At 72.2% G+C, this 13,023-nt stretch carries 13 protein-coding genes; 10 read left to right on the plus strand and 3 right to left on the minus strand.

Annotation, left to right across the window (positions count from 1 at the left end; genetic code table 11):
• The first annotated feature begins 114 nt into the window (after nucleotides 1-114).
• On the plus strand, nucleotides 115-627 hold the full coding sequence (locus ACIG36_RS10785; RefSeq protein WP_399925240.1) for an ATP-binding protein: 513 nt from the start codon (nucleotides 115-117) through the stop codon (nucleotides 625-627).
• On the opposite strand, the gene idi is transcribed toward ACIG36_RS10785, so the two are convergent.
• The 3 genes from idi to galE form a co-directional block, all read right to left on the minus strand.
• On the minus strand, nucleotides 602-1,210 hold the full coding sequence (gene idi, locus ACIG36_RS10790; RefSeq protein ID WP_399925242.1) for an isopentenyl-diphosphate Delta-isomerase: 609 nt from the start codon (nucleotides 1,208-1,210) through the stop codon (nucleotides 602-604). The two genes, ACIG36_RS10785 and idi, sit on opposite strands and share 26 nt — an antisense overlap.
• Nucleotides 1,211-1,322: 112 nt before the next feature.
• Nucleotides 1,323-2,270, minus strand: a complete 948-nt coding sequence (locus tag ACIG36_RS10795; RefSeq protein ID WP_399925244.1) for a cation diffusion facilitator family transporter — start codon at nucleotides 2,268-2,270, stop codon at nucleotides 1,323-1,325.
• Nucleotides 2,271-2,412: 142 nt separating this feature from the next.
• Nucleotides 2,413-3,399, minus strand: coding sequence for a UDP-glucose 4-epimerase GalE (galE, locus tag ACIG36_RS10800; protein ID WP_399925246.1), 987 nt, complete (start codon nucleotides 3,397-3,399; stop codon nucleotides 2,413-2,415).
• Nucleotides 3,400-3,701: 302 nt separating this feature from the next.
• Here galE and ACIG36_RS10805 point away from each other — a divergent pair, with 302 nt between their 5' ends.
• From ACIG36_RS10805 to hpnD, 9 genes are all read left to right on the plus strand, one after another.
• A complete protein-coding gene (locus tag ACIG36_RS10805) occupies nucleotides 3,702-5,474 on the plus strand; it encodes a DUF5941 domain-containing protein (protein ID WP_399925412.1) in 1,773 nt (590 codons plus the stop codon).
• Nucleotides 5,471-6,223: a sugar phosphate nucleotidyltransferase gene (locus ACIG36_RS10810; protein ID WP_399925248.1), complete on the plus strand. Its 753-nt coding sequence runs from the start codon at nucleotides 5,471-5,473 to the stop codon at nucleotides 6,221-6,223. Before ACIG36_RS10805 ends, ACIG36_RS10810 begins: the two co-directional genes overlap by 4 nt.
• A complete protein-coding gene (locus ACIG36_RS10815; RefSeq protein ID WP_399925250.1) occupies nucleotides 6,211-7,272 on the plus strand; it encodes an iron-containing alcohol dehydrogenase family protein in 1,062 nt (353 codons plus the stop codon). Before ACIG36_RS10810 ends, ACIG36_RS10815 begins: the two co-directional genes overlap by 13 nt.
• A complete protein-coding gene (locus ACIG36_RS10820; protein ID WP_399925252.1) occupies nucleotides 7,250-8,029 on the plus strand; it encodes a CDP-alcohol phosphatidyltransferase family protein in 780 nt (259 codons plus the stop codon). The genes ACIG36_RS10815 and ACIG36_RS10820 overlap by 23 nt, the downstream gene beginning before the upstream one ends.
• Nucleotides 8,026-8,931 carry a glycosyltransferase family 2 protein gene (locus ACIG36_RS10825; protein WP_399925254.1) on the plus strand — a complete coding sequence of 302 codons (906 nt, stop codon included), beginning with the start codon at nucleotides 8,026-8,028 and terminating at the stop codon, nucleotides 8,929-8,931. Before ACIG36_RS10820 ends, ACIG36_RS10825 begins: the two co-directional genes overlap by 4 nt.
• A gap of 78 nt (nucleotides 8,932-9,009) precedes the next feature.
• Nucleotides 9,010-9,945: an ABC transporter permease gene (locus ACIG36_RS10830; RefSeq protein ID WP_399925256.1), complete on the plus strand. Its 936-nt coding sequence runs from the start codon at nucleotides 9,010-9,012 to the stop codon at nucleotides 9,943-9,945.
• On the plus strand, nucleotides 9,938-10,744 hold the full coding sequence (locus ACIG36_RS10835) for an ABC transporter ATP-binding protein (RefSeq protein ID WP_399925258.1): 807 nt from the start codon (nucleotides 9,938-9,940) through the stop codon (nucleotides 10,742-10,744). Before ACIG36_RS10830 ends, ACIG36_RS10835 begins: the two co-directional genes overlap by 8 nt.
• 415 nt (nucleotides 10,745-11,159) lie before the next feature.
• On the plus strand, nucleotides 11,160-12,059 hold the full coding sequence (hpnC, locus tag ACIG36_RS10840; RefSeq protein ID WP_399925260.1) for a squalene synthase HpnC: 900 nt from the start codon (nucleotides 11,160-11,162) through the stop codon (nucleotides 12,057-12,059).
• Nucleotides 12,056-13,006, plus strand: a complete 951-nt coding sequence (hpnD, locus tag ACIG36_RS10845; RefSeq protein WP_399925262.1) for a presqualene diphosphate synthase HpnD — start codon at nucleotides 12,056-12,058, stop codon at nucleotides 13,004-13,006. Before hpnC ends, hpnD begins: the two co-directional genes overlap by 4 nt.
• Nucleotides 13,007-13,023 lie beyond the last annotated feature (17 nt).

A 13,023-nucleotide genomic window follows, 5' to 3' on the forward strand; every position in this document is an offset into this window, starting at 1 on the left:
ACGATCAAATCCCGTCGATAGACATCGACTTCCTGTCAGCCCCCCGGTGCGGACCCCGGCCTTCCCAACACTCGACCTGTGCGGTCGAGCCACGGCGAGGGGTTGGTATCGGACATGGAGATCCTCGGGGGCGTCCCGTCCGAGCCGGGGCACACGGCGCCGCCCCGGAAGCCCGCGGAGTACGACGGGACCTGGCGCTACACCGCCCCCGCGCTCGACAGCTCCGTGCCCCGCTCCAGACACGCCGTGCGGGACCTGATGCGCCGCCAGCGGGTGCCGCTGCGCGAGGACCTGCTGCAGGGCCTGCTGCTCATCGTCTCCGAGCTGGTCACCAACGCCGTCCGGCACGCGGCCCTGCTCTCCCCCGAAGTGGGCCTGGAGGTCTCCATCGGCCCCGAGTGGGTGCGGGTGGCCGTCGAGGACAACCACCCCTACCGGCCCGGCCCCGTCGAGGCCTGCCCCGGAACCGAGCCGCGCACCGGCGGCCGCGGCCTGCTGCTCGTCCAGGCCACCGTCGAGGAGGCCGGCGGCCGCTGCGACATCGAGCACACGGCCGGCGGCGGCAAGGTGGTCTGGGCCGCCCTGCCGCTGCGCCCCACGCCTACCAGCCCGCTGCGTCCCCGGTGACCTCGCGGATCGCCGGGCGGGCGGAGTCCAGCACCGTGGAGAACCACGCCGAGAAGGTGTCCTTCTCCAGCCGGGCCGCCAGCTCCTCCGGCGTCACGAACGCCGTCTCCGCGATCTCCTCCGGGTCCGGGGCGGGCTCGGCCCGCACCGTCCCCACGAAGAGGTGGTTGTACTCCTGCTCGACCAGGCCCGAGGCCGGATCGGGGTGGTTGTAGCGGACGGTCCCCGCCTCGCGCATCAGCGCCGGCGCCAGGCCCAGCTCCTCGCCCGTACGCCGGGCGGCGGCGACGAAGGGCGGCTCGCCCGGGTAGGGGTGGCCGCAGCAGGTGTTCGACCAGACGCCGGGGGAGTGGTACTTGCCCAGGGCCCGGCGCTGCAGCAGCAGCCGGCCCGCGTCGTCGAAGAGGAAGACCGAGAAGGCCCGGTGCAGCCGGCCGGGAGCGAGGTGGGCGGAGACCTTCTCGGCGGTACCGATCGTTCTGCCGTTCTCGTCGACCAGCTCCAGCATGATCGGTTCAGCGGTGTCGTCGGCGGGTACCGGGGCGGAGCCGGCGGAGCGGCCCGTGGCTGATGTGATCGGCATTGACCATCCTCGTTGTCGGTCTTCGACCCTCAAGTCTGCCGTACGCAATGCCCACAACAGCGACAGATGACTCCTGGGCACCGCGCCCGGCCGCCACGCCGCCCGGGGCCGGTCAGTGGCACAGCCGCGCCTCGTGCTCGGCGTGCCCGCTGGGCTCGAGCTGGAAGGTGCAGTGCTCCACCGCGAAGTGCTCGCCCAGGCAGCCCTGCAGGTCGTGCAGCATCTTCTCCTGCCCGGCCGAGTCCAGCCGCGCCGGGTCCACCACCACGTGCGCCGACAGCACCGGCATCCCCGATGTGATGGTCCACACATGCAGGTCGTGCAGGTCCTCCACGCCCGGCAGCGCCATGATGTGCGCCCGCACCTCGTCCATGTCGACGTCCTTCGGAGCGGCCTCCAGCAGCACGTCCAGCGCCTCGCGGAACAGCTTCAGGGTGCGCGGCACGATCATCAGGCCGATCAGCAGCGAGGCGACCGGGTCCGCCTGCGTCCACCCCGTGAGCATGATCACAAGGGCGGAGACGACGACCGCCAGGGAGCCCAGGGCATCCGAGAGGACCTCGAGGAACGCCCCCCGCACGTTCAGGCTCTCCTTCTGGCCGCTCATCAGCACGGCCAGCGAGATCAGGTTGGCGACCAGGCCGATGGCGCCGAAGACCACGGTCATGCCGCCCGGCACCGCGGTGGGGTTCACCAGCCGGTCGATCGCCTCGAAGAGGATGAAGCCGCCCACGCCCAGCAGCAGCAGACAGTTCAGCAGCGCCGCCAGGATCTCGGCGCGGGCGTAGCCGTAGGTGCGCCGGCTGCTCGGCGGCCGGTTGGCGAAGTGGATGGCCACCAGCGCCATCGAGACGCCGACCGCGTCCGTCGCCATGTGCCCGGCGTCCGCCAGCAGCGCCAGCGAACCCGTCAGCGCGGCGCCGACGATCTCCGCGACGAGCACGGTCAGGGTGATGCCCAGGGCGATCCGCAGCCGCCCCTTGTAGGCGGCGGCCGCGGTGCCGCTCGCGCCCGCCGGGAGTCCCCCGTGCGAGTGGCCGTGGTCGTGCCCCGCTCCCATATGCCGCCTCCGAAATGCTCTCCCCGACGGGCCGGCGGACGCCGGCCGACGCCCAGTGAACTACGGGTGGGGGGTATGGGGCAACGCGGCACTGAACACCGTTGTCATTGCCTCTGACCTGCGACGATGCGGAAGCGAGCGGTCAGGCGCGGCGTGCCTGGGGATGGTGCAGGCACCACCCCTCCCAGGCCGAAGTGACCATGCTCCGCAGGTCGTGCCGCGCGCTCCAGCCGAGCTCCTTGGCGATCCGCTCGCCGGACGCCACGACACGCGCCGGATCACCCGGACGGCGTGGCCCGGTCTCGGCCGTCAGGTCCGGGCGTCCGGTGATCTCGCCGATCAGGTCGGCCATCTCCCGTACCGAGACACCCCGCCCGGTGCCGACGTTCAGCGTCAGGTCGCCCGTGCCCGGCCGCTCGGCCAGCCGGCGCGCGGCCGCCAGGTGGGCGGTGGCCAGGTCCTCGATGTGGATGTAGTCACGGACACAGGTGCCGTCGGGGGTGGCGTAGTCGGTGCCGAAGATCAGGGGACGCTCGCCCCGGGTGATCCGGTCGAACATCATCGGGATGATGTTGAAGACACCGGTGTCGGCCAGCTCCGGCCGCGCCGCGCCCGCCACGTTGAAGTAGCGCAGGCAGGCGGTGGAGATCCCGTGCGCGGCCCCCGTCGCCCGCACCAGCCACTCGCCGGCCAGCTTGGTCTCCCCGTAGGGATTGATCGGCAGGCAGGGCGTCTCCTCCGTGACGAGATCGACGTCCGGCATGCCGTAGACGGCCGCGGAGGAGGAGAAGACGAAGCTGCGGACCCCGGCGGCGACGACCGCCTCCAGCAGCACGGTCAGCCCGTGCACGTTCTCCCGGTAGTAGAGCAGCGGCTTCTCCACCGACTCCCCGACCTGCTTCTTCGCCGCCAGGTGCACCACGCCGGTCACGTCCAGCTCCTTGAACGCCCGGTCGAGCACCGCGCGGTCCAGCACCGAGCCCCGCACCAGCGGGACGCCGGACGGCAGCCGCCCGGCGACGCCCGAGGACAGGTCGTCCAGGACGGCCACGCGCTCCCCGGCCTCCGTCATCGCCCGCGCCACGTGCGCCCCGATGTACCCCGCTCCGCCTGTGATCAGCCACGTCATGACGGCACCCTATTCCAGCCGGAAGGCGGGAAACGTTTCCTCCGCACCGGCCCCCTCCGGCCGGTGCGGCCCGGGAACCACGGGCGCCTCCCGAGCGTCCTGTCAGTGGCGGGACGTCCGGGTGCACGTGCGGTGAACGGCGGCTTCCGTTGATCCGATAGCCTCTGCCGACGTGCCGCAACGCCGCCCCCCGGTCGGGGCCCGGCGCGCCACGCCGTCCTCCGGCCACCGCCGGGGGTGCCCCCAGCCCGCCGCGCCCCACGGCCCCGAGGGGGCTCGTCAGCCGCAAGGAGTGAGTTCGTCTGTCGACCGCCATCCTCACCGGTCCGCCGCCCGCCGGCTCCTGCCTCGAGGGCGACCTGCGGTCGCTGGGCTTCGACGTCCGCACGGCCGGCGCCGCCGGCATCGCCGATGAGCTGGCCGCGGTTCCGGCCGCCGAACGGGTCGCCGTCGTCGACGCCCGCTTCGTGGGCCACGTCCACGCCCTGCGGCTGGCACTGACCGACCCCCGCTTCCCCGCGGCCGCCGTCGAGGGCGCCGTCAGCGCCCTGCCGGAGGCCCGCCGGGCGCTCGCGGCCGCCGCCGGGACCGCCACCGGCCCGGACGACCTCGCCGCCGGCCTGGAGGCCGAGGGCGTCGCCGTGCACCGCCCCGAGCTGGGCGTCCTCGTCGCCGCCGCCCCCGAGGGCGCGGAGGCCCGCGCCAAGACGCGGGCCGAGGTCGAGGCGGTCGACGACGAAGCCGTCCGGCTGCGCTCCGCCGTGAAGTCCCGCGACGGGTTCTTCACCACCTTCTTCATCAGCCCGTACTCCCGCTACCTCGCCCGCTGGTGCGCCCGCCGGGGCCTCACCCCCAATCAGGTGACCACCGCCTCGCTGCTGACGGCGCTGATCGCGGCCGGCTGCGCGGCCACCGGCAGCCGGGGCGGGTACGTGGCGGCGGGCGTCCTGCTGATCGCCTCGTTCGTGCTCGACTGCACCGACGGCCAGCTCGCCCGCTACTCCCTGCAGTACTCCACGCTCGGCGCCTGGCTCGACGCCACGTTCGACCGCGCCAAGGAGTACGCCTACTACGCGGGCCTGGCGCTGGGCGCCGCCCGCTCCGGCGACGACGTGTGGGCTCTGGCGCTGGGCGCCATGGTCCTGCAGACCTGCCGGCATGTGGTCGACTTCTCCTTCAACGAGGCCAACCACGACGCCACCGCCAACACGAGCCCCACGGCCGCCCTCTCCGACAAGCTGGACAGCGTCGGCTGGACGGTCTGGGCCCGCCGCATGATCGTGCTGCCGATCGGCGAGCGCTGGGCGCTGATCGCGGTCCTGACCGCGCTCACCACCCCGCGCGTCGTCTTCTACGTGCTGCTGATCGGCTGCGCCGTCGCCGCCTGCTACACCACCGCCGGGCGCGTGCTGCGCTCGCTGACCCGGAAGGCGCGCAGGACCGACCGCGCGGCCCGCGCGCTGGCGGACCTCGCCGACTCCGGCCCGATCGCCGAGGCCGCGGCCCGCAGCGTCGGCCGTACGGTGCCGGCGAGCTCGTACGGCGCCCCCTTCTGGGCGCTGCTGGCGGCGGCCTCCCTGCTGGTCGGGCCGCTCTTCGCGGACAACGGCGGCACCTGGCGCGCCGTCCTGCAGGCGGTCGTCTACGCCGCCTTCGCGGGCGTCGCCGTGGCGCACCCCCTCAAGGGCCCCCTCGACTGGCTCGTCCCGCCCGTCCTGCGGGCCGCCGAATACGGGATCATCCTCACTCTTGCGGCGAAATCGGGCGTCGATGGGGCGCTGCCTGCGGCTTTCGGCCTCGTCGCCGCGGTCGCCTACCATCACTACGACACCGTGTACCGCATCCGCGGCGGCACCGGCGCTCCTCCGCGCCGCCTCGTGCTGGCGATCGGCGGGCACGAGGGACGCGTCCTGGCGGTCACGATCGCCGCCGCCCTCTGGCACGGTCAAGGCTTCACCATCGCGCTGACGGCCCTCGCGGTCGCCATCGCGCTCGCGGTGCTCATCGAGAGCATCCGATTCTGGGTGTCCTCCGGGGCGCCCGCAGTTCACGACGAAACAGGAGAACCCGCATGATCGGCCTCGTGCTGGCAGCCGGCGCCGGACGGCGTCTGCGTCCCTACACCGACACCCTGCCCAAGGCACTGGTGCCGGTCGGCCCGGACGGGGCGGAGGACTCGCTCACCGTCCTGGACCTGACCCTCGGCAACTTCGCCGAGGTCGGCCTGACCGAGGTCGCGATCGTCGTTGGCTACCGCAAGGAGGCCGTGTACGCGCGCAAGGAGGCGCTGGAGGCCAAGTACGGCCTGAAGCTCACCCTGATCGACAACGACAAGGCCGAGGAGTGGAACAACGCCTACTCCCTGTGGTGCGCCCGTGACGTGCTCGGCCGCGGTGTGATCCTCGCCAACGGCGACACCGTCCACCCGGTCTCGGTCGAGAAGACCCTGCTCGCCGCCCGCGGCAACGGCCAGAGGATCATCCTCGCCCTCGACACGGTGAAGAACCTCGCCGACGAGGAGATGAAGGTCGTCGTGGACGCCGAGAAGGGCGTCCAGAAGATCACCAAGCTGATGGAGCCCTCCGAGGCCACCGGCGAGTACATCGGCGTCACCCTCATCGAGGCCGAGGCGGGCGCGGAGCTCGCCGACGCGCTGAAGACCACCTTCGAGCGCGACCCCGACCTCTACTACGAGGACGGCTACCAGGAGCTGGTCAACCGCGGCTTCAAGGTGGACGTGGCCCCCATCGGCGAAGTGAAGTGGGTCGAGATCGACAACCACGACGACCTCGCCAAGGGCCGGGAGATCGCGTGCCAGTACTGACGAGGCTCATCCCCTCGCCGGTCGTCGTCGACATCCGGGCCGGGGCCCTGGACGATCTGGCCGGCGTCCTCGCCGACCAGCGGATCTCCAGCTCCGGCAAGCTGGCCATCGCCATCAGCGGCGGCTCCGGGGCGGTGCTGCGCGAGCGGCTCGCCCCGGCGCTGCCCGGCGCCTCCTGGTACGAGGTGGGCGGCGGCACGCTGGACGACGCGATCAAGCTCGCCGACGCGATGAAGTCGGGGCACTACGACGCGGTCGTGGGCCTCGGCGGCGGCAAGATCATCGACTGTGCGAAGTTCGCGGCGGCCCGCATCGGCCTGCCGTTGGTGGCCGTCGCCACCAACCTCTCGCACGACGGTCTGTGCTCGCCGGTCGCCACCCTCGACAACGACGCCGGCCGCGGCTCGTACGGCGTGCCCAACCCGATCGCCGTGGTCATCGACCTCGACGTCATCCGCGAGGCGCCCGTCCGCTTCGTCCGCTCCGGCATCGGCGACGCGATCTCCAACATCTCCGCGGTCGCGGACTGGGAGCTCGCCCACCGCGAGCGCGGCGAGGCCATCGACGGCCTGGCCGCCGCCATCGCCCGCCAGGCGGGCGAGGCCGTGCTGCGCCACCCCGGCGGCGTGGGCGACGACGGCTTCCTCCAGGTGCTCGCCGAGGGCCTGGTGCTCACCGGCATCTCGATGTCGGTGGCCGGCGACAGCCGTCCCGCCTCGGGCGCCTGCCACGAGATCAACCACGCCTTCGACCTGCTCTACCCCAAGCGGGCCGCCAGCCACGGCGAGCAGTGCGGCCTCGGCGCCGCCTTCGCGATGCACCTGCGCGGGGCCCACGAGGAGTCCGCGCTGATGGTCGAGGTCCTGCGCCGGCACGGGCTGCCCGTGCTGCCGGGCGAGATCGGCTTCAGTGACGACGAGTTCGTCAAGGCCGTGGAGTTCGCTCCGCAGACCCGCCCCGGGCGGTACACCATCCTGGAGCACCTCGACCTCTCCACCGACCAGATCAGGGACGCATACGCCGACTATGCACAAACCGTCAGTCGCTGAACTCAGGCCGGTCGTCCACCCCGAAGGGGTGAAGGACCGGCGCAGCGGTGAGCACTGGGCGGGCCGCCTGTACATGCGGGAGATCTCGCTGCGGGTCGACCGCCACCTGGTGAACACCAAGGTCACGCCCAACCAGCTCACCTATGTGATGACCGTCGCGGGCGTCCTCGCGGCCCCGGCCCTGCTGGTGCCGGGCATCACGGGCGCCGTGCTCGGCGTCGTGATGGTCCAGCTCTACCTGCTGCTGGACTGCGTCGACGGCGAGATCGCCCGCTGGAAGAAGCAGTACTCGATGTCCGGGGTGTACCTGGACCGGGTCGGCGCCTACCTGTGCGACGCCGCGGTCCTGGTCGGCCTCGGCCTGCGCGCCGCCGATGTGTGGGGCAGCGGCCGGATCGACTGGCTGTGGGCCTTCCTCGGCGCCCTCGCGGCGCTCGGCGCCGTCCTGATCAAGGCCGAGACCGACCTCGTGGGCGTCGCCCGCCACCAGGCCGGGCTGCCGCCGGTCAAGGAGGCGGCGTCCGAGCCGCGCTCCTCCGGCATGGCGCTGGCCCGCAAGGCCGCCGCGGCGCTGAAGTTCCACCGGCTGATCCTGGGGATCGAGGCGTCGCTGCTGATCCTGGTCCTGGCGATCGCGGACGCGAGCAGGGGCGACCTCTTCTTCACCCGCCTGGGCACCGCGGTCCTCGCCGGCATCGCGCTCCTGCAGACGCTGCTGCACCTGGTGTCCATCCTCGTCTCGAGCAGGCTGCGATGAACGCTGCGACGAACAAACAGCTGAAGGTCGGCGCGGTCGTCCTGACCATGGGCAACCGCCCCGAGGAACTGCGCGCGCTGCTGGAGTCGGTCGCCAAGCAGACCGGCGACCCCATCGAGGTCGTCGTCGTCGGCAACGGCTCCCCGCTGCCCGAGCTGAACGTCCCGGGCCTGGCCGTACGGACCGTCGAGCTGCCCGAGAACGTGGGCATCCCGGCCGGCCGCAACGTCGGCATCGAGGCGTTCGGCCCGGCCGGCCGCGACGTCGACATCCTGCTCTTCCTCGACGACGACGGCCTGCTGCCCCACCAGGACACGGCCCAGCTGTGCCGGGAGGCCTTCGCCGCCGATCGGAAGCTCGGCATCATCAGCTTCCGGATCGCCGACCCGGACACCGGCGTCACCCAGCGCCGCCACGTGCCCCGGCTGCGCGCCTCCGACCCGATGCGCTCCTCGCGGGTGACCACCTTCCTCGGCGGCGCCAACGCGGCCCGCACCCAGGTCTTCGCCGAGGTCGGCGGGCTGCCGGACGAGTTCTTCTACGCGCACGAGGAGACCGACCTCGCCTGGCGGGCCCTCGACGCGGGCTGGATGATCGACTACCGGTCGGACATGGTGCTGCACCACCCGACCACCGCCCCCAGCCGGCACGCCGTCTACCACCGGATGGTGGCCCGCAACCGGGTGTGGCTGGCCCGGCGCAACCTGCCCGCGCCGCTGGTCCCCCTCTACCTGGGCGTCTGGCTGCTGCTGACGCTGGCCCGGCGGCCCTCGCCGGCCGCGCTGCGCGCGTGGCTGGGCGGCTTCAAGGAGGGCTGGACGGCTCCGTGCGGTCCGCGGCGGCCGATGAAGTGGCGTACCGTGTGGCGCCTGACCCGACTGGGTCGCCCGCCCGTGATCTGACAAGCTCGTGTCTGAGAGCATCGGGCGCGGTCCGGGGCCCGGCCCCGGCAGCGCACCCTGAGGACGAAAGTGTCAACTGTGAGCGAGACAACGCACGACAGTGCGGTCGCCCTGAGTGCCCCGCCATCACCCGACGACGGACTCTCCGCCGCGGAGCTGGCCAGGAAGTACGGCCTCGCGGTGAGCGGGGCCCGGCCCCCGCTGGGCGAGTACGCCCGGCAGCTGTGGGAGCGGCGGCACTTCATCCTCGCCTTCTCCCGGGCCAAGCTGACGGCGCAGTACAGCAAGGCCAAGCTGGGCCAGGTCTGGCAGGTGGCGACGCCGCTGCTGAACGCGGTGGTGTACTTCTTCATCTTCGGCGTGCTGATGGGCGCGCACGGGAAGATGTCCACCAGCACCTACATCCCGTTCCTGGTGACGGGTGTCTTCGTCTTCACCTTCACGCAGACCTCGGCGATGGCCGGGGTGCGGGCGATCGCCGGGAACCTGGGGCTGGTGCGGGCCCTGCACTTTCCGCGGGCGGCGCTGCCGATCTCGTTCGCCCTGCAGCAGCTCCAGCAGCTGCTGTACTCGATGATCGTGCTGTTCGTGATGCTGATCGGCTTCGGGCACTACCCCAAGCCGTCGTGGCTGCTGATCCTGCCGACGCTGGCGCTGCAGTTCTGCTTCAACACCGGCCTGGCGATGATCCTGGCCCGCGCGGGCAGCAGGACGCCGGACCTGGCGCAGCTGCTGCCGTTCCTGCTGCGGACCTGGATGTACGCCTCGGGCGTGATGTACAGCCTGGTCGACCAGCTGAAGAAGACCAAGGCGCCGGAGTGGCTGATCGACGTGCTGGGGGCCAATCCGGCGGCGGTCTTCATCGACCTGATGCGCTTCGCGCTGATCGACGGCTTCGGTTCGGACAAGCTGCCGCCGCACGTGTGGGCGCTGGCGGGCGGCTGGGCGCTGCTGTTCGGCGTCGGGGGCTTCGTGTACTTCTGGAAGGCTGAGGAGCAGTACGGCCGTGGCTGATCAGAACTCCGTCACCGAGAACTCCGTCACCGCGAACGACGCCCGGATCCCGACGGTGATCGCGGACGACGTGCACATCGTGTACCGCGTCTACGGCGGCACCACCGGCCGGGGCAGCGCGACGGCGGCCCTCAACCGGATCGTGCGGCGCAAGCCGAGCGCCGGGGTGCGCGAGGTGCACGCCGTCAAGGGTGTGAGCTTCACCGCATACCGGGGCCAGGCCATCGGCCTGATCGGTTCCAACGGCTCGGGCAAGTCGACCCTGCTCAAGGCGATCGCCGGCCTGCTGCCCGCCGAGCGCGGCAAGGTCTACACCGACGGCCAGCCCTCGCTGCTGGGCGTGAACGCCGCCCTGATGAACGACCTGACGGGCGAGAAGAACGTGATGCTCGGCGGTCTGGCCATGGGCATGTCGCGGGAGCAGATCCGCGAGCGTTACCAGGGGATCGTCGACTTCTCGGGCATCAACGAGAAGGGCGACTTCATCACCCTGCCCATGCGCACGTACTCCTCCGGCATGGCGGCCCGGCTGCGGTTCTCCATCGCGGCGGCCAAGGACCACGACGTGCTGATGATCGACGAGGCGCTGGCCACCGGCGACCGGTCCTTCCAGAAGCGCTCCGAGGCCCGCATCCGCGAGCTGCGCAAGGAGGCCGGCACGGTCTTCCTGGTCAGCCACAACAACAAGTCCATCCGGGACACCTGCGACCGGGTGCTGTGGCTGGAGCGCGGGGAGCTGCTGATGGACGGCCCGACGGACGAGGTGGTCCGGGCCTACGAGAAGGAGACGGCCCGCTAGGGCGGTCCGCCGCCGGCCCCGCGACGTCGTGGTCAAGGCCCCCGCCGGCTCCGCCCGCGGGGGCCTTGACCCATCCGTGACGATCAACTGCCTTATTGGCAGGGTTGATTCGCCGCCCGCGTGGCATTGTATGGATCAAGCACGTACCCGGGCGGACGCCGGACACCTGTGCGGCGTACGCTGTACCGTGCTCATTTGCGGCCGTTTGTGGCGGGGCGTGGCGAAACACTCGCATCCCGCCACCGGGGGGCGCCGCGGCGGGGGCTCGAGGGGGAGCCCGGCAGGACAGCCGTGCGGCGTGTCCGAAATAGGATGTTCTGGGTCGGCAGTGTAGAACGGGAGATGTGACGGCAATGGGTACGGGAACTCTCCGGAGCGCAGACGCGTACGCCGTCCCCGGTCCGGGCAGCCCGCGATGACCGCGGGGACGGACGCGCACGCGCGCGCCGTGCTCGACAAGGCCGCGCACGAGAACTTCCCCGTGGCGCCCTTCTTCGTGCCGCGCGCCTGGCGCGAGGACCTCATGGCCGTCTACGGCTACGCCCGCCTCGTCGACGACATCGGCGACGGCGACCTGGCCCCCGGCGGCCGCGACGCCGAGCTGCTGGGCCTGGACCGCGAGCAGACGGACGACCGGCTCGCCATGCTCGACGCCTTCGAGGCCGACCTGCGGCGCGTCTTCGACGCGGCCGGCACCGGACCGCGTCACCCGCTGCTGATCCGCCTGCGCCCGACCGTCCGCCGGTGCGGTCTGACCCCCGAGCCCTTCCTCGGGCTGATCGAGGCCAACCGCCAGGACCAGCGGGTGCGCCGCTACAGTACGTATGACGATCTGCTCGCGTACTGCGAGCTGTCCGCCAACCCCGTGGGCCGTCTCGTCCTCGGCATCACCGGCACGGCCAGTCCCGAGCGGATCCGCCGCTCGGACGCGGTCTGCACCGCCCTGCAGATCGTCGAACACCTACAGGACGTCGCCGAGGACCTGCGCCGCGACCGCGTCTACCTGCCCGCCGAGGACATGGAGCGCTTCCGTGTCGCGGAGTCCGACCTCGCGCTCCCCACCAGCGGCGCGTCGGTGCGTGCACTGGTCGCGTACGAGGCGGAACGCGCCGGGCGCCTGCTGAATGAAGGGGCCCCACTCGTGGGTAGCGTCCACGGCAGGCTGAAGCTGTTGCTAGCGGGGTTCGTGGGCGGAGGGAGGGCCGCGCTCAGGGCGGTCGCCGCCGCAGGCCACGACGTTCTCCCCGGACCGCCCAAGGCCACCAAGCTCAGCGTGCTGCGCGAGGTGGGGGCGACACTGCGAAGAGAGGGGTGAGCGGGACCGTGAACGGAACGCCACACGCGTCGCCGCCGGTACTCGCCGCGTACAGCTACTGCGAGGCCGTCACCGGACAGCAGGCGGGCAACTTCAGCTACGGCATCAGACTGCTGCCGACCGCCAAGCGGCGGGCCATGTCGGCCCTGTACGCCTTCTCGCGGCGCGTCGACGACATCGGCGACGGGCCGCTGGACGCGGAGTCCAAGCGACTGCGGCTGGAGGAGGCCCGGCTCACGCTCGAGCGGATCCGCTCGGGCGACATCGACGAGGACGACACCGACCCGGTGGCCGTCGCGCTGGCGCATGCCGTGCGCCGCTTCCCCATCCCCATCGGCGGGCTCGACGAGCTCATCGACGGGGTCCAGATGGACGTGCGCGGCGAGACCTACGAGACCTGGGACGACCTCGCCCGGTACTGCCGCTGCGTCGCGGGCGCCATCGGACGGCTCTCCCTCGGCGTGTTCGGCACCGTGCCCGGCGCACGGGACGCCGCCCGCGCTCCCGAGTACGCCGACACGCTGGGACTGGCGCTGCAGCTCACCAACATCCTGCGCGACGTCCGCGAGGACGCGGCCAACGGCCGCACCTACCTGCCCTCCGACGACCTCGCCAAGTTCGGCTGCTCCGCCGGCTTCCACTCGGCCCGGCCCCCGGCCGGCGCCGACTTCACCGGGCTCGTGCACCACGAGGTGCGCCGCGCCCGCGCGCTGTTCGCCGAGGGCATGAAGCTGCTGCCCATGCTCGACCGGCGCAGCGGCGCCTGCGTCGCCGCCATGTCCGGCATCTACCGCAGGCTGCTGGATCGTATCGCCGAGGAGCCCGCCGCCGTGCTCCGCGGCCGGGTCTCCCTGCCCGGCCGGGAGAAGGCGTTCGTGGCCGTGCGCGGCCTGTCCGGCTACGACGCGCGCAGCGTCCACCGGCAGACCGCCAGGGGGCGCGTTTGATGACCCGCACGCACCAC

The sequence above is a fragment of the Streptomyces sp. NPDC053048 genome (genome assembly GCF_044547045.1).
Lineage (GTDB): Bacteria > Actinomycetota > Actinomycetes > Streptomycetales > Streptomycetaceae > Streptomyces.

Coding starts and splice junctions, on each gene's coding strand:
- ACIG36_RS10785 (WP_399925240.1), top strand. CDS start 115: ATGGAGATCCTCGGGGGCGTCCCGTCCGAGCCGGGGCACACGGCGCCG.
- idi (WP_399925242.1), bottom strand. CDS start 1,210: ATGCCGATCACATCAGCCACGGGCCGCTCCGCCGGCTCCGCCCCGGTA.
- ACIG36_RS10795 (WP_399925244.1), bottom strand. CDS start 2,270: ATGGGAGCGGGGCACGACCACGGCCACTCGCACGGGGGACTCCCGGCG.
- galE (WP_399925246.1), bottom strand. CDS start 3,399: ATGACGTGGCTGATCACAGGCGGAGCGGGGTACATCGGGGCGCACGTG.
- ACIG36_RS10810 (WP_399925248.1), top strand. CDS start 5,471: ATGATCGGCCTCGTGCTGGCAGCCGGCGCCGGACGGCGTCTGCGTCCC.
- ACIG36_RS10820 (WP_399925252.1), top strand. CDS start 7,250: ATGCACAAACCGTCAGTCGCTGAACTCAGGCCGGTCGTCCACCCCGAA.
- ACIG36_RS10825 (WP_399925254.1), top strand. CDS start 8,026: ATGAACGCTGCGACGAACAAACAGCTGAAGGTCGGCGCGGTCGTCCTG.
- hpnC (WP_399925260.1), top strand. CDS start 11,160: ATGACCGCGGGGACGGACGCGCACGCGCGCGCCGTGCTCGACAAGGCC.